The following is a 17,374-nucleotide window of genomic DNA, read 5'->3' as shown; positions in this document are numbered from 1 at the left end:
ATTAATTCCCCTGTCTTACAATTTTATAAAATGCACGTACGGTAAAGATATAATAAATAAAGTAAATAGCTGAGTACGCAACCATCCACAGTATTACTGGCTTCGTAATATTCATACCAAACAACTGTGAAAATGCTAGTAACGCAAATGCACTATGCACAATACCCACGATAAGTGGTGCGCTAAAGATAACAGCCACCTGTCCAGCCACGGTCTTTAAGATTTGCTTACTATTCACTCCGATTTTATTTAAAATGGCATATTTCGCCTGGTCTTCCTCTGCTTCAGTTAAAATTTTGAAGTAAATAATACTACCTGTTGCTGCTAGGAAAACTAGACCTAGGAAGCTGCCAACAAACAATAGTGCACCAACTGTCGCTAAACTATCCTCATAGCTTTGTGGAACACTAGAGAAGGATTCTTGCTGTTCTGTGGACAATTGCTTATAAATGTCTTGTGAAATGGCCTGCTGCTTTAAATCATTGTCCAATCCAACAACCTGCATCTTTACCTCTTCCGCATTAGTAGCAGCGAAATCTTGATTATTTACAACAAGTACCGTTCCAGCTGCTATAAAGTTTAGTACGCTTTCTGTGTACATTTTATCTACGCGGAAGGAATCTCCGTTTTGTAGCTTAAAGTCTTCCCCAGTAAAATCATGTGAAAATCGTTCATCGTAGGCTGCATCAAGTAATACGGTTGATCCATCTGCAATGTGCAGTTCTTGATCCTTACCTTGGAATTTAGCTAAACGATTATAATCCGATTCCTTAAGTAATGTATATTCAAAAAACGAGAATTCATTATCGACACGTAAATTTTTCACAGCTAGTGATTCATTATATAAGACGTCTTTCTGAGTAAGTTCTACTGAATCGCCCTTCCACATAAATGTATTTGGCAGCATCTGACGTACAGTTGCTTCTGCATTGTAATACATACCGAAGACACCACCGCCAGCAGTAATAGTTGTTGCACTTAAAATCGCAATGATCGACAACGATTTCGCATTTGCTCGGATGCGATACAATAGCTGTGAGACGCCTATTAAATTCAAGCCCTTCCATGACCAAGAGGTTGCTTTTTTTAATGCTGTGAGCACAAAGACACTTACACTGTGGAATAGAAGATAAGTCCCTGCAATAGTTACTCCTATGACCATTAGCGGCGTACCTAAAACGGTGAAGAATCGCCAAATTTCACTCGAAAACATATCAGAGGCAGCTGTATAATAACCAAATGCAATGAGTACTGTCCCAAGTAAAGCAGCTACTAAAGATGCACGTGGAATTTGCTCACCCTGTTTGTCAGCATGAAATAAATCAATCAGTTTAAATTGGTAAATAACACGATAGCCTTGTAAGGATGTGAATAAAAACAATAGTGTAAAAATACCAGTTGTATTAATTAGTGCTTCTACTGAAAAAGTTAGGCTTCCAACAACCTCATAGCCCATTAATCGTACTAAGATCATTAATAGACCCTGTGACATAAAGAATCCTAGAACGATACCGAGCACTAGAGAGACTAGTCCTATGACTAAGTTTTCGAAAAAGAGCATTAAGCCAATTTTTTGCTTACGCACACCCAGTAGTGAGTAGAGGGCTACTTCCTTTTTCCGTTTCTTCATAAAAAATGAATTAGAATATGCCATAAAGATGACAATGAAGAACAATAATACTACAGACGATGCACTCATCAATCCTTTAATTTGCTGAGAGGATTGTTTTAAGGCTGACAGATCATCATTATATTTTAGTGTCACAAACGTAAAGTAAATAACAATACTAAATACCATCGAGGCAATATATAAAAAGTAATTCGACAAATTGCGCTGAATGTTTTTACGCGCTAAGCTAAATAACGTCATTTACTCCACCCCCGATGCTAGACAGCACCTGCAAGATCTCTTGGAAAAATTGCTTCCTTGTTAGAGTCCCACGTTGAATTTCCTTAGAAAGCTGACCATCCTGAATAAATAGAATGCGCTGACAGAAGCTAGCTGCAAAGGCATCATGGGTAACCATCATAATGGTAGATGCTTGCGATTGATTTAAATTACTTAAACTTTCAAGCAAATCCGTTGCTGATTTTGAATCTAATGCTCCTGTAGGCTCGTCAGCAAAGATTAATTTTGGCTCTGTCACTAATGCACGTGACGAGGCTGTACGTTGCTTTTGTCCACCCGAAATTTGATAAGGATATTTATCCAATAAATCACTTATGCCAAACAAAGAAGCAATGCGATCAACTCTTGCGTTAATAGCCTTCGTTGGCATCTTTGCAATAGCTAGTGGCAAAACAATATTTTCTCGAACCGTTAAAGAATCAAGCAAGTTATAATCTTGGAAAATAAATCCTAAATTATCACGGCGAAAATCTGCTAACTCTGCATCCTTCATACGTACTAAGTCGGTATCACCAATAATAATTTCACCAGTCGTTGGCGTATCTATCGTAGCTAATACATTTAAAAGCGTAGATTTCCCAGCCCCTGAAGGACCCATTACACCAACGAACTCTCCTTTTTCTACTTCAAATGATATATTTGATAGCGCTGTAAAAGTATTTGCGCCTTTGCCGTAAGTTTTTTCAACGTTTTGTACCTTTAATAATGGCGTCATATACGCTCACCTCTTCTTTCTGTTCTTAGTATACGACCCCAAACTTACAGCAATTTTGTCGCAAGCTTACAGCAACCTTAAATCCATTATGTGTTATCGAAAAGTTAATGCATTTTATCGAAACATTTCCCTCTTTTATCGCCCAATTTTTAATAAATATCGATATAAAAAAAGAATTCACACACTGATTGTGCGTGAATCCTCCTAAACTATTGAGCTAAAACTTTCTTAATATCATCCTCAAAGCTATGTGGCTTATCTGCTGATGCGTAACGTCCAACAACCTCACCATCACGGTTCACAAGGAATTTTGTAAAGTTCCACTTAATGCTGTTGCCTAAAAATCCTTTGGAGTGAGAAGTTAGATAATCAAAAATAGGATGCGCTTCCTTACCATTCACCTTGACAATCTCATGCATTGGAAACTTCACTCCATATGTCAGCCGACATTGTGATGCCGCTTCTTCAGCAGTCGCAAGCTCTTGCTTAAACTGATTTGACGGGAATCCAAGGACAACAAGCCCTTCCTCCTGATATTTCTCATAGAGTCCTTCTAATTCCTCAAACTGCGGTGTAAAGCCACATTTTGAGGCTGTATTGACAATTAGTATAGGCTTTCCCTTATATCGTTCCAGGCTATAGATGGTACCATCCTCTAAAGTTACATTAATATCATAAATGCTCATTTCTCTACCTCCCTATTTATAAACGTCCATTCTTTCTTGCAATCTGCTGTAATGGATCCCAAACACCGTTGAATGGTGGTGCATAGGCTAAATCTAAATCTAATAAATCGGGTAGTGTCATTTTACTGTATAATGCTGTTGCAAAAACATCAATACGCTTATCAACACCAGAAGGTCCTACAATTTGAGCACCTAACAACAGTTGATCCCGCTTTCTCACAACAATTTTAATATACATTCGTTGAGCACCAGGATAATAACCTGCAATATGGCGAGCTGATAATTTAAAAGCCTCATAGTCAAATCCCAGCTCTTTTGCCTTCCGCTCATTAATACCCGTTGTAGCAATTGTTAGATTAAAAAATTTTAAAATTGAAGTACCCACTATGCCACGAAACGGTGCAAATTTACCAGACATATTGAGTCCAGCCAGCCGTCCTTGCTTATTAGCAGTAGTACCCAGCGGTATATAATCTAAACGTTCCTTGACAATATTAAAATGCGTAGCACAATCACCCGCAGCGTAAATATTTTCGATAGAGGTCTCTAAATGGCGATTAACAATGATTGCACCATTTTTCAACATCGCTATACCTGTTCCCTCTAAAAATTGTGTATTCGGCTTAATCCCTACAGCCATAATCACTAAATCCGTTTGGAAGGCACCATTATCTGTCACCACTTGTTCCACACGGTGCTGACCTTCAAACGCCTCTACTTTTGTATTTAGCAACAGCTCAATATCATTCTTTTTTGCCTCATCATGAACATGCTGGGCAAATTCTTCATCTAAAATTCTAGCAACATAGCTACTTCGTTGAATTAATCTTACCTTTTTACCACATGCATGAATGGTTTCAGCCATTTCTAGGCCAATATAGCCGCCACCTATAATAGTGACAGTTTCTATATCTGGTGTTAAATCGGCTAGTAAATCCTCTAGCTGAGGAATCGTTTTCACTGTGTGTATTCCGGCTAAATCGGCACCTTTTTTCACTGGCATAGTTGGATCTGCACCTGTTGCGATAAGAAGTTTATCATAGGGAAGTTCAAAAGCTTCTCCTGATGCCTGTGTACCAAAAACAAGCTGCTTGTCTACGTCTATTCTATTTACTTCATGACCTACTCGTGCATCAATGCCATACTTATCACGAAATGTTTCTACATCTCTTGCAATAAGCCGCTTTGTCGATGAAATACGTCCATCTACTACATAGGGCAATCCACATTGCCCGTAAGAATAAATAAACCCGCGCTCTAAAGATGTAATCTCTGCACCTGGTACATTTCGATATATTTCCATTGCTGCTGACATTCCGGCAGCATCTCCCCCGATGATTACGTATTTCATTCAACAATCCCCCTTATTTTTTTCTCGTCGCCACCAATCCAGCATATTCATCAATAAACAAATGATGTTTCCCCCCACTTATTAAGACACGAGCTACATGTATGACAATTATAAGCCTAATAAGTAGTGCAGCCATAAATGCTACCAATGTAATTACTATTTGTAGCACATAGAAGGGTGAATCCATATTTAGCTTAATTTGCCCTAAAATCGCAATCATCTCTAATAGACTAATCGTTGCTAATATTGCGAAGCAGCGTCGCCATGTGTTCTGAATAATACTTTTGCCCTTTACACTTGTCATCGTAAAGCGTAGAACCTTCATACCAATGGTTGCACCACCTGTAATAGTTGGAACTAGACCAAATAGCAGCATATACAATAGGAACTTTAAAACAAATTCAAAAATGCTATTATTGGGTACTACCACCCCTGTTACAATCAAAATAAGCTGCGCAATAAATAAATCAATAATAATGGCTAGCAAAATAGATAGTGGTTTGACGATATCACTTTTTGCAATTTCTGCTGCCTTTGCCTGTACTGCCTCATGAGAAGGAAATAGCGCCCATACGATAGGTGCTAAAAAGAATCCTAGCCATGCACCAACACTATTAAGCATTAAATCATCTACATCAAAAATACGGTACGCACAATTAAAGATGCCATAAACTCCTGTAACCTGAGTCACCTCATAAAACAATGTTAGCAAAAAGCTAATGATAAATGCACGTTTCCAGTACTCTCTTTTTTTAAGAAAATAACGCAAGTATATCCCGAATGGCATAAGTAATAAGAAATTATAAAATGCTTGAAAAAATGCTGGTTGCTTCGTTATATAAAGCCATGTTGAGGGACTCGTCAAAACTATTCCACTATCCTTTAAAATATCCCTAATAAATTGAAATGGGCGTAAATTGTAGTGAACAGTATCCGCAGCTTGTAGCGAACAAGTATCACGAGTTGAAGGAAGCGGTAATAAGACTAAACACAATGCTGATAAAAAGTAAAAAATAAAGGAGAACATAATAATCGTTTTAGATATAGATAAATAACCATATTTTCGATACGTATAAATTAGCCAAGGTATAAACAAAGCAAAGGATAAAAAAATGGTTATGAGAAAAGCCACCATAATCGATTGTGTATAAATAGACATAAAAGCACCTCTTCGATTTAAATTCCCGTTAATGTTAACGCTAAAACTTAGTCTACCCCTTGAACTCAACACTACTATTTCAGCAATCTTAAATAATTCTTAAATCAATTAAGCCCCAACGTAATTGCGCTTGAAAGGCTCATCTTCAAAATCCGTGACATACATCGGGAGCTATGGGCCAATGTGATGTTGGTCACTCAGTCGTGTGTTGCTGTCGCACAGTAATAATCTGCTGAATGAAGATAAAAAAACAGGTAAAGAGTTGTTCTTTACCTGCATCCTTTAAATGAGTTATTAAGCTTTTGCTAATTCCTCTTTGCAGAAGGCTAAAATTTCATTTAACTCTTCATCCTCTAATGCAAAATCTAAATACTCGCCCTTTGCCTTTTCCATAACAAAGTAGTTTAAAATAAATAGCTCTTCACCTTTTTCAGCGATTAGTACTCGTACTTCAATACCTGCTTCGTGGTAAAGCTCATCTTCTTCGTCAACTTCTACGTCTAAAATAAACTCGTAACGCTTACCCTCAATAATGTTTGTTGGATCTAAAATTTCTTCCATTGAGAATTGTGTAATTTCCATGATACTAGCTCCTTTATGTTAACCTGTTCTTTTATATATTAAATCAAATTCAGCATGGGTCAACTAGAAAACTCGTATACACCTATCCTTAATTATGCCACAATAAATTTAGAGAGATGCTTCTCTTACGGATACACTACATAAAAGGAGGCTTTTTCTTGAAAGAGCTATTATATTACCAAGACGTGATGCTGCGAGAATTTGATGCGACTGTTATCAGTAAAGGAACTGATGAAAATAACCGAAACTTCATCGTGCTTTCAAATACTGCATTTTATCCTACGGGTGGTGGACAACCGCATGACACAGGGACCATAAATGGTATTGAGGTTATTGATGTTGAAAAGGTGGGCGATGAAATAAGACATTATATTCAGGGTGACGCTTCTATTTTGACTGGAGATGTGCAAGGACAAATAAATTGGCAACGACGCTTTGATCATATGCAGCAACATGCGGGGCAGCATATTTTAACAGCGGCTTTTGTCGAACTGTTTAATATACAGACTGTCAGCTTCCACTTAGGCAGTGAGCAGGTCACAATTGATCTGGCTGTGGATTCAATTTCTGAAGAACAGCTTTTAGCAGCTGAAGCTCTTGCCAATGATATTATTTTAGAAAATCGTCCAATTGAAACGACGTGGATTACAGAAAATGAACTGGAGAATTATAATCTACGTAAAGATGTAGCAGTTACTGGAGATATTCGACTAGTAATTATTCCGAATTTTGATTATAACGGTTGTGGCGGGACACACCCAACCTCCACAGGACAAGTTAACGCAATTAAAATTCTTAGCACTGAAAAAATGAAGGGCAATATTCGCGTCTCCTTTGTGTGCGGTCAGCGGGTTTTAAAAGAGCTTGCCGTGCGTAAAAAAGTACTAGCTGATGTGGCAAGGCAGTTAAGTGTACCCGAAGTTGAAGCCGCTACTGCGCTTGCTAAAGTTTTATCAGTACAGAAAAATACGGAAAAAGCACTTGTTCATGCAAAAGAAGAGCTACTCCAGTTTGAAGCAAAGGCGCTCATTTCCAATAACAACCACATTATTGCTGTAGCCTATACTCAACGTACGATGCAGGAGCTACAAAAGTTAGCACGTATGATTGTTACTGAGCAGGCAGATACTATCGTACTTCTTGTTGCTGAAACTGAAGACAAGCTTCAGTTTGTTGCAGCAAGAGGTGCAGCAGCTGAAAGAAGTATGAAAGATATAGCTGCAAAGATTTTGCCGCTCATAAATGGAAGAGGTGGCGGTAATGATCAAATGGTTCAGGGCGGTGGAGAGCATATAATCTCTACCGAAGAACTCCTTAAAGCCATGCAAGATGTGCTTATTTAACCTTTTAAAACAAAAGAGGAGCTGTCTTATCATCACGACAGCTCCTTCATCTTTTAAAGTTTAAATTTCTGGGTAGCCCCATACAATCGTTTTGCCATTTCAGAAAGTTTAACAGTTTGATCGTTCATCATTTCCACTGTTTTCATTTGCTCTGTTGTAGCATCTGTCACTTCATGCACATAGTCACTTGCTGCATGAGCTGTTGCCGCCATCTCCTCCATCGAAGCTGACACTTCCTCCGTGTTCGCAGACATTTGTTCAGCTGAAGCATTCATTTCCTCGATTTGACTTGAAATTTCACCAACTGCATGTACCATTTCATCAAAACGCTTATCCAAAGTCTCAATAGATTCTAATCCACGATCAACATTTTCCTCACCTAATTCAGCGGCTTTCACTACTTCTAATGTGTAGGACTGTACTCTTTCTATAAGTACATTAATCTTTGTGGCCGATCCAGCTGTTTGCTCTGATAGCTTGCGAACTTCTTCTGCTACAACTGCAAATCCTTTCCCCGCATCTCCTGCGCGTGCTGCTTCAATCGATGCATTTAGTGCCAATAAATTCGTTTGGTCAGAAATATCCGTAATCATTTTTGAGATTAAACTAATTTCTTCAGACTCTTGTTCCAGTTTACGAATGATTTCTAGTTCTATCGCAGTACCCTGTTGAATTTCATTCATTCGTGTAATGGATTGTTGAACTGCTTCGTTACTTTCGCTAATTTTCTGGGAAATAAATTGCGTATTTGAGGCAATTGTAGAAGCCACCTCTGCGACATTTTGAACCCCTAATGCCATTTGTTCCATAGCTGATGCGCTTTCCTCTGCCATCGCTGTTTGACTTTGTGCGCCACGATCAACCTCATTTATTGCCCCAGCTATTTGCTTAGATTGTTTGGTTACAGCATGCACATCTTCCATTAAATCGCATGAGGCTTCATTAACCGAAGTAGCTTCTTGACCTACCTGCGAAATCATTTCCCGCATATTGTTTGTCATTTGGTCTAATGCTCTTGACATTGTCCCCATTTCATCAAGTCGTCTTAAATATTTATCAGGTATTTCCTGAGTAAAGTCACCTTCAGATAGCCCCTCAGTAATGCGTAAAACATGACGAAGCGGCTTACTGACTGATCGCGAAATTGCAAACGAGATAAGTAGTCCTAGTATAGAGACAACAATAGTTGTGATGATGAAGTTGGTTTTCAAACGTGAAAGACCTGACATCATTTCACCCTCCAGTGCAATAACACCCATTTTCCAGCCGTTATCTAAAGTGTGATATCCTAAAAGATTGGTTCCTGTTTCATCATTTTCAAAGGAAAAGTATCCTTGAGTATGATCAACCATTTCTTGTGCTGCTAATGCCCTTCCTGTCATTTCTCCAGATTCTTCAGCGACTTGAATCGGATTATATTGCTCTTTTACATAATCGTGATTGTTATGACCGATAATAGTGCCTTTTGCATCTAGCATGAAAGCATAGCCATTATCCCCTACTTTTATGCCCTCAACGATTTTCGACAAATAGTAACCATCAATTCGAGCCAATAATAATCCCTTTTCACCTGTAATTGTATCGATAGGTGAAACGATTAAAATAACTGGTTCACCTGTTACACGACTTATCATTACATCAGACATAACAGACTTGCCTGTAAACCCTTCCTTTACATATTCACGATCCCCTAAATCAGCTGTCGTATCATCTAAATAGTGTGCAATCCCATCAGCAGTTATAATTCCAAATCCTAAATAATTCTCATTATCTGCAAGACGCTTCGTTAAATACTTCTTTTGATCTTCAAAATTCATACTACGAATTACTTCCTGCTCAGCAATTGCCTCTACCTCCACTAAAGTTAATTGGAAGTGCTCCTCTATGTATTTTGACACATCTGCCGCCCTAGATAATAAATTAGATTCAACCTGCTCATCCACTGCTTTCGTACTACTAATCATGGTAGATGCACCAAGCGTTCCACACGTTACAAATACTAGAACTATAATTGCGACAACTAGTTTACCACCTATACCTTTAATCCACATATTCTCTTTTCTCACATCTCCCATATTTAACATCATTTTAGTATTTTTTTGTCCTTCTTCTTCAGAGTAAGGTCACAAAAAGAAGAAGTCAATAAAACTTTTCCAATAAGAATAATAAATGTTTAATACTGGTATTTACACTACCGTTATAGTGCTTACATTTCTGAACAAATTATTCACATATTTTCTTAATTGCATTCGAATGGTTTTTGCCACTGGATAGAAATTAAATTTTTTCCAATGGGTTTGATTATAATTTACTTTTTTTGCTGATTATAAAAGATAGGAAAGTTTCTATACATTTGAGGGGAGGATTTCCATGAGTTCAGAAAACAATGTTTCACGTCGAGATTTTTTAAAAACAACAGGGATTGCAGCAGGTACATTAGTCGGTGGTGGAATAATCGGAGGACTTGTAGGCTATAACCTACCAGGCAAAGGAACTTCCACACTAGAGCATGGTCAGCATGGCACTACGAATGAAGCGCTTGGTTCACCAAAAGCGAAAATGTTCTTTATGAATCAAAGAGATTTCAATATTTTATCAAATGCTACTGAACGTATTTTTCCAGAAGATGATTTAGGTCCAGGAGCAAAAGGCTTAGATGTTCCTTACTTCATTGATCATCAGCTTGCAGGACAATACGGAAGTAACTCTAAAGAATATATGCATGGTCCGTTTGCTGAAGGGGCCCCAACTCAGGGCTACCAAAGTCGCTTAACACGAGGAGAAATTTTTAAGCAAGGAATCCAAAAATTAGAAGCAGAGGCTCAAAATCGCTATAAAAAAAGCTTCAATGATTTAGATGGCAAACAAATGGATGAAGTTTTAACGGCCTTCCAGAAAGGTGAGGTTCAAATGAGTGGTGTAACCTCTGCATTCTTCTTTACTTTATTGCGTGCAGCAACATTGGAGGGGGCATACTCTGACCCTATGTATGGTGGAAATAAAAATATGGATGGCTGGCGTATGAAGAACTTCCCTGGTCATCAAATGGCGTATGTATCACAAATTGAAGATCCTAAATTCCAAAAAATTGAGCCTAGTTCATTAGGCGGTCATTAACAGAAGGAGGCTTGCAAATGGCAACAACATTACCGAGCGTAGACGTTGTAACAGTCGGTGTAGGTTGGACTGGCGGCATTGTCGCTGCAGAATGTTCGAAAGCTGGATTGAAGGTCGTTGGCTTAGAGCGTGGACAAAAACGTGGGACAGAAGATTTTTTGAGTATCCATGACGAGTATCGTTATGCAATTCGATATGATTTAATGCAAAACCTATCAAAAGAGACGGTCAGTTTCCGAAACAATCGCAACATGAAGGCATTACCTATGCGTCAGCTAGGCTCCTTCTTACTTGGCGAGGGGCTTGGGGGCTCTGGCACACACTGGAACGGTATGACATATCGCTTCTTACCCTACGATTTTCAAATTAAAACATTAACGGACAAGCGCTATGGCCCAAATAAACTCGGACCTGACTATCTAATTCAGGATTGGGGATTAACATACGATGAGCTGGAGCCCTATTTCGACAAGTTTGAAAAAACAGCAGGTATTTCTGGAGATGACAAAAACCCATTTAGTGGAAAACGTTCAAATCCTTATCCTACAGGACCTATGAAAATGACACCGATGCTTGAACAATTTGAAAAGGCAACAAAAAAACTTAAGTTATCGCCCTATATGCTTCCTTCTGCAAACGTATCAGAGGTTTATAAGAACCCTGATGGTGAAACGATTAATGCTTGCCAATATTGTGGATTTTGTGAGCGCTTCGGCTGTGAATATGGAGCAAAATCATCTGCGGAAATAACGGTTGTACCAACTGCCTTAAAAACAGGTAATTTTGATTTACGCTATAACTCCAACGTTGTAGAAATCCTCAAGCAAGGCAATAAAGTAACTGGTGTTAGATATATCGATACGATATCTGGAGAAGAATTTATTCAGCCAGCAAATGTTGTTGTTCTTACAAGCTACGTCTTTAATAACGCCAAGCTATTAATGGTTTCTAATATTGGGGAACGCTATGATCCAGCTACTGGGAAAGGGACGCTTGGAAGAAATTATTGCTATCAAATACTTCCTGGTGCTGCAGGATTCTTCGATGAGCAGTTTAACACATTTATGGGGGCTGGCTCCCTTGGTGTGAGTGTGGATGACTACAATGGGGATAATTTCGACCATAGTGACTTAGATTTTATTCATGGTGGAAGTATAGCACTTACTCAAACAGGAGCACGCCCTATCGGTTCAAATCCAACTCCTCCTGATACCCCAACATGGGGACCCGAGTTTAAAAAGCAGTCTATTCACTACTATACACGCTCATTCGGTATTGGTGCTCAAGGTGCTTCCATGCCACATAAAGAAAATTATCTAACTCTTGATTCAACCTATAAGGATGCTTACGGTTTACCTCTAATACAGCTAACGTACAACTTTACGGATCAGGATCGTGCACTTCATAAATATATCTCGGCTCGTGCCGCTGACATTATGAAGGAAATGGGCGCAAAAACGGTAGTCCCAAATGCTGAAATCACTGATTACAATATTGTACCGTATCAAACAACACATAACACAGGCGGAACCGTTATGAGCTTAAAGCCAGAGGACGGGGTTGTTAATAATTATCTTCAGCATTGGGGTGTAGAGAATCTATTTGCTGTGAGTGCCGGAAACTTTGCTCACAATGGTGGTTATAACCCTACAGGTACGTTAGGTGCACTAGCATATCGTTGTGCAGAGGGTGTTGTGAAATATAGTAAATCAGGTGGTTCGCTAGTATAAAAAATATAGTAATTAAAGGAGGCGAGACTGTGGGAGGTCTTGGAGCAATTGGAGTACCTGGACTAATTATTATTTTAGTCATTGTTTTAATTGTATTTGGTCCGAAGAAACTGCCAGAGATTGGCGGTGCTGTTGGCAAAACGTTTGCAGAGTTTAAAAAATCCACAAAGGGGCTTATGGATGACGATGATGAGCAAACGAAAAAACCCGAAAAAAAATCTGATGCTTCGTAGGAGGTGTTCCTATGGATCCATATGAAGATAGAAAAAGAAAATATTTAAGTCCCCTTGATAAGAAAGAAACTGAGCCTCTCACACCTGTGGAGGCTTTTGTTGAAACTCCAACTGAAACAATTGAACAGGCTATGTTAATCGATGAACCACTTTTTCCAATGGCTTCATTGCTTGAGCATATTACAGAATTACGAAAGCAAATTATTAAAGGACTAATCGTATTTATTCTATTTTTTATTGTTGTATTTTCTACAATTAATATTTGGTTTCCTTATGTAACTCGGGGTCATTCGCTTATTATTTTAGGCCCGTTAGAGGTAGTCAAATTCTACATGACAATCTCCACCACACTTGCCTTTGGTTTTTCTATGCCATTTCTAGTTCATTTTTTGTGGAGCTTCGTAAAGCCAGGTTTAAAGGAGGAAGAACGTCGCTTTCTTGGACTCTATGCTCCTGTCATGCTTGTACTCTTTTTAATGGGGGTAGCCTTCGGTTATTTTATTGTAAATCCACTTAGCTACACATTCTTAGTGAGCATCGGAGCCGCTAATTTTGATGTCATGGTGTCAGCAAATGAATATATGCATTTTTTAGTGATGACAACTATACCACTCGGACTACTCTTTGAATTACCAATCGTAGCCCTGTTTTTATCGTCCATTGGTGTACTCACAGCTGAATCTATGAAAAAAATCCGTGGCTGGTCTTATATTGGGATGGGCGTTGGTTCAGCAGTCATCACACCACCTGATTTTATTAGTCAGCTTCTTGTACTAATTCCGATGATTATTTTATATGAAATAAGTATTTATCTTGTGAAACGTATTGAACGAAAACAAATAGAAAGCACTGCGTAGCATAAACGCAGTGCTTTCATGTTGTTGAAATACTACTATGTCAATGAAATCAAGGTGACAAATTAAAAAGTATAGCCCCTTTTTCAAAACGAGGGGTTGATCTCCGTTCCGACTGAGTGCTTTCCTGGGGGCGTCCTATGAGCCGCTTCACTCGCGTAGCTCGCTCCAGGGTCTCATCTGTGACGCTGAATCCCCGAGGAGTCACTCAGTCTACACTCCAATCAACCTTTGCTCATCGTATTTTCTTCTGGCAATTCAAACAAATATATAGTGATAAATTTGGAGTCTTAGCCATCATTATATTGTGCAAAAATGGAGCTTTGATAACATTTTGCTATGCGAAAACAGAGGAGTACTTTATGTAAAGGACAAAGTAGTTTTACGCATAAAATGTAGGTTAACAGCTATAGAGTTGTACCAATACATGCTTTTACTTTACTTTTGAGGGAAGAAAATATTTAAAGTTCTACACTATTGCTGATTGGAGTGCAAGGCTACTCGACTCCCGTGGGCTAGCGAGACAGACGAGACCCTGCACGGAGCGTCAGCGCAGGAAGCGGCTCGTCGCTCGCCCACAGGAAAGCGAGTAGCCTGGAACGGAAATCACCTTCATTTTGACTAAATATTCACAAAAAGTCCCTTGACTATTTAATTTTTCAACACTATGAAAGCACTGCGTAGCATAAACGCAGTGCTTTATTTTTTCTTTAATTCCATTACGACAATTTCTGGTAGATTAAAAATTCGAAAAGGTACAGAACTATTCCCTAATCCTCGGCTAACGACCATCGTTGTAGAATTTTCTTCATATACACCTGCCGTATATTTTGGGAATAATCCCTGGCCCCTAGCGAAGATACCGCCAATACCGGGAATACGAACCTGTCCACCGTGAGCATGTCCCGCAAACACTAAGTCAATTCCATAATTTACATACGTTTTAAACACTTCTGGTCGATGTGCTAGTAAAATGGTTAGAACATCTGGTTGTACATGCTTTGCTACCATCTCCAGCATGTCTTCTGTAGTTCTACCCATTAACGGATCTTCTATCCCAACAATCGCTAAGCGCTCCCCGTCGCGCTCAATAAATGCAGATTCATTGGCTAACACATGTACACCTAACGATGAGAGCACCTCATAAATTTCTCTTACCTTATTAGTTGCTACTTCATGGTTTCCAAGTACATAGTAGACATCCGCCAGTTCCACTAATCCCCTAACCGCCTGCAAGCTTCGCTCTAAATCATAACGATTACTGTCAATTAAATCACCTGTGATAAAAATCAGGTCAGGATTTGTTGTCTTCACCTTTGCTATGAGTTTCTCTTGTTGTTCACCAAAGAGAGCATCCTGTAGGTCTGTTATTTGGGTAATACGTAGCCCATCGAAGCCAGCAGGCACTTTTTCCGACTCGAATACATGCTTGCTGACAACCAGCCAATGATTGTTTACGTACAAAAAAATGACTATAAAAACAAAAAACAAAACTACATATAATAATTTTTTCAATCGCAATCGCTCACCCTGTGGCTACTTATTCAGAATAATTCTGACTCTCCTATTATAAGCAAAAAACAAAGTACATGCACTTAGAATACTCAATTTATCTATCTCAAATTCATTTTGCCTATATTTATTTCCTAACTTTTCACATGATATACTATGGGCAGGTTATTTTATATGCTGAATTAAGTAGATAAAGGAACAATGGTATAGATAAAAGGGGTTCTGGATATCAGTTACTCTTTGAATAATAAAGATGATAAAGCACGCCAATCTGTTAAACATTGACGTGCTCCTATTTTATATGCTATTTTTTTGCAGCTTCTTGAATTTCAAAAAACGCCCAATGCTTGGCAGGGACATCTGTAAATAGTGGTGTTTGTGCTTCTGACGTAACCTGACGCTCAAACAATCGGTTTAATACCTTCACCGCCTGTGCACGGGTTAAGAATCCATCTGAATTGAAAGTATCTTCCGTTACACCTGTCATAATCCCTGTTGCATTGACAATATCAATTGCTTTAGCTGCCCAATGATTTGCACTAACATCTTTGAATACTATGCTTTGTGAAGCTGATATACAGAATGCGGCATTTGAATTTTCAGCACAATGCTGCTCTATCCAACGGGCAGCTACTGTTGCCATTTGTGCACGAGTAATGGAACCGTTTGGATTAAAGCTAGTAGCTGTTACACCTTTAAATAATCCCGCTCCTTTGACAAACTCTATGGCATTTTTTGCATCATGTTGCAATGTATCTGTAAATGTTGCCTCTGCCTGTGGAACTGCATTTCCCGTTAAATGACGGGCAAACATACTCGCTATTTGAGCTCGTGTAACTGGAGCATTCGGGCGGAATGTGCCGTCAGAATAGCCTTGGATATAAGGTGTATGTGTGGCATGAACAGGAGTTGGTTCCTCCACTTTTTCCTTCTCTGGTAAATAAAGAATAGAGAAGGTCGAGAATTTATGAACCTCAAACTGCAAGCCAAGCACACCCTTTTGATACTCTACAATTTTCCCACGCAAGACTTCTTTTGTACCATCACTATGCTCAATATAGATAGCAAGATGATCAAGCTGTTCCTGTGTTAAATCTTTAGGTAAAGGTAAGGTTAATGTGACAGCACGGCTTTGCATATTTGTTTCAATGGTCATTGGACGACCAAGCAACTCTACAGCTGTACTTTCTACCAATTGCTGCACCACGGTTTCCCTTTTCGCTTGTTCTTTGATCTCCAGCTGTTTATCCTGCCCTTTTATAGGAACAAGTCGGAAATAAAGATCACCTTTAAACATTTCCAATGAAGTTTTAGGCACTTCAATTCTGACGTTATCTGTGACAATTTCAAGATGAACTGCACCAGTTTGTAGTAGTGTCACCACATTATTTGGTATAGACACATGGATTTGATTTACTTGATCCTGCTGGTCTGGAATGATAATCCGTGCTTTATCATTTCCTTGTTCCTTTAATTTTCTAATCGTCTCTGTTGCGCTCTCCGGTGTTAATGTCACTTCATCCTTCATAGTGTTATCTACATCTTTTGTTCGTTTTATCGTTGTTTTAGAAACTAGGTCACCATCACCCGACTCTACATCTACCACAATTTCCTCTACATTGGATGAAGGTGTTGTTGTTGAACCTGATTCAGGATTCGGTGATGGATTAGTACTGCCACCACCTGTGTTACTACTAATCCATTTAGCATAAATACTTGTGTTCGCTGTAATTGTATTATCAAAATTATATGGCGTAGTGTAGGTATCACTTGTATACCAGCCCCCAAATGTATAGCCAGCTTTCGTTGGCGCTGGCGTCGGCTGACTTGCTTTTCCTCCATTTGCCACCGTCTGATTCGATACAGCGCTTCCTCCAGCTACATCAAAGCTCACTGTATGCATCACAATCACTGGATTCCATTTTGCATAGATCGTTGTGTCTGCTGTAATTACACTGTCAAAATCAAATGGTGTTGTATAGGCATTACTTGTATACCAGCCATCGAATGTATAGCCATCTTTTGTTGGCTCTGGCGTTGGCTGACTTGCTTTTTCCCCATGATCTATCGTTTGATTCGATACAGTACTTCCTCCAGCTACATCAAAGCTCACTGTATGCATCACAATCACTGGATTCCATTTTGCATAGATCGTTGTGTCTGCTGTAATTACACTGTCAAAA

The 17,374-nt window shown here is 38.9% G+C and carries 15 protein-coding genes; 6 read left to right on the top strand and 9 right to left on the bottom strand.

All coding sequences use genetic code 11. The features are described from left to right. Position 1 precedes the first annotated feature (1 nt). The 6 genes from ACQKIM_RS04360 to ACQKIM_RS04335 form a co-directional block, all read right to left on the bottom strand. Entirely contained in the window at positions 2-1,870 is a 1,869-nt protein-coding gene (locus tag ACQKIM_RS04360; RefSeq protein WP_427539606.1) for an FtsX-like permease family protein, read from the bottom strand. Continuing rightward, positions 1,857-2,624, bottom strand: coding sequence for an ABC transporter ATP-binding protein (locus ACQKIM_RS04355; protein ID WP_427539603.1), 768 nt, complete (start codon positions 2,622-2,624; stop codon positions 1,857-1,859). The genes ACQKIM_RS04360 and ACQKIM_RS04355 overlap by 14 nt, the downstream gene beginning before the upstream one ends. 209 nt (positions 2,625-2,833) lie before the next feature. Further along, entirely contained in the window at positions 2,834-3,310 is a 477-nt protein-coding gene (locus ACQKIM_RS04350; protein ID WP_427539601.1) for a glutathione peroxidase, read from the bottom strand. A 16-nt stretch (positions 3,311-3,326) separates the two neighbouring features. Further along, positions 3,327-4,661, bottom strand: a complete 1,335-nt coding sequence (locus ACQKIM_RS04345; RefSeq protein WP_427539598.1) for an FAD-dependent oxidoreductase — start codon at positions 4,659-4,661, stop codon at positions 3,327-3,329. Between the two features lie 13 nt (positions 4,662-4,674). Continuing rightward, a complete protein-coding gene (locus ACQKIM_RS04340) occupies positions 4,675-5,820 on the bottom strand; it encodes a VanZ family protein (protein WP_427539595.1) in 1,146 nt (381 codons plus the stop codon). Between the two features lie 294 nt (positions 5,821-6,114). After that, the gene (locus ACQKIM_RS04335) at positions 6,115-6,402 is read right to left on the bottom strand and encodes a DUF6509 family protein (RefSeq protein ID WP_427539592.1); all 288 of its coding nucleotides are present in this window, start codon (positions 6,400-6,402) and stop codon (positions 6,115-6,117) included. Between the two features lie 158 nt (positions 6,403-6,560). Here ACQKIM_RS04335 and ACQKIM_RS04330 point away from each other — a divergent pair, with 158 nt between their 5' ends. Beyond that, positions 6,561-7,745: an alanyl-tRNA editing protein gene (locus ACQKIM_RS04330; protein WP_427539589.1), complete on the top strand. Its 1,185-nt coding sequence runs from the start codon at positions 6,561-6,563 to the stop codon at positions 7,743-7,745. A 53-nt stretch (positions 7,746-7,798) separates the two neighbouring features. Here the strand turns inward: ACQKIM_RS04330 and ACQKIM_RS04325 are convergent, their stop codons facing one another. Then, a complete protein-coding gene (locus ACQKIM_RS04325; RefSeq protein WP_427539586.1) occupies positions 7,799-9,820 on the bottom strand; it encodes a methyl-accepting chemotaxis protein in 2,022 nt (673 codons plus the stop codon). 295 nt (positions 9,821-10,115) lie between these two features. On the opposite strand from ACQKIM_RS04325, the gene ACQKIM_RS04320 reads away from it, so the two are divergent. The 5 genes from ACQKIM_RS04320 to ACQKIM_RS04300 all read left to right on the top strand — a co-directional run bounded on the left by ACQKIM_RS04320 (position 10,116) and on the right by ACQKIM_RS04300 (position 14,047). Continuing rightward, positions 10,116-10,862 carry a gluconate 2-dehydrogenase subunit 3 family protein gene (locus ACQKIM_RS04320; protein ID WP_427539583.1) on the top strand — a complete coding sequence of 249 codons (747 nt, stop codon included), beginning with the start codon at positions 10,116-10,118 and terminating at the stop codon, positions 10,860-10,862. A 17-nt stretch (positions 10,863-10,879) separates the two neighbouring features. Next, on the top strand, positions 10,880-12,592 hold the full coding sequence (locus tag ACQKIM_RS04315) for a GMC family oxidoreductase (protein WP_427539580.1): 1,713 nt from the start codon (positions 10,880-10,882) through the stop codon (positions 12,590-12,592). Positions 12,593-12,621: 29 nt separating this feature from the next. Continuing rightward, entirely contained in the window at positions 12,622-12,825 is a 204-nt protein-coding gene (gene tatA, locus ACQKIM_RS04310) for a twin-arginine translocase TatA/TatE family subunit (RefSeq protein ID WP_427539577.1), read from the top strand. 11 nt (positions 12,826-12,836) lie between these two features. Next, positions 12,837-13,682: a twin-arginine translocase subunit TatC gene (gene tatC / locus ACQKIM_RS04305; protein WP_427539574.1), complete on the top strand. Its 846-nt coding sequence runs from the start codon at positions 12,837-12,839 to the stop codon at positions 13,680-13,682. A gap of 137 nt (positions 13,683-13,819) precedes the next feature. Beyond that, positions 13,820-14,047, top strand: coding sequence for a hypothetical protein (locus ACQKIM_RS04300; protein ID WP_427539571.1), 228 nt, complete (start codon positions 13,820-13,822; stop codon positions 14,045-14,047). A gap of 331 nt (positions 14,048-14,378) precedes the next feature. On the opposite strand, the gene ACQKIM_RS04295 is transcribed toward ACQKIM_RS04300, so the two are convergent. Continuing rightward, complete coding sequence (locus ACQKIM_RS04295; RefSeq protein ID WP_427539568.1) at positions 14,379-15,194, bottom strand: metallophosphoesterase; 816 nt, start codon at positions 15,192-15,194, stop codon at positions 14,379-14,381. A gap of 301 nt (positions 15,195-15,495) precedes the next feature. Next, positions 15,496-17,374 (bottom strand): InlB B-repeat-containing protein (locus ACQKIM_RS04290; protein WP_427539565.1); only part of this gene is annotated, 1,879 nt, incomplete at its 5' end.

The organism is Lysinibacillus sp. NPDC047702, assembly GCF_050272555.1.
Lineage (GTDB): Bacteria > Bacillota > Bacilli > Bacillales_A > Planococcaceae > Lysinibacillus.
This window is presented reverse-complemented; position numbering and strand designations above follow the sequence as displayed.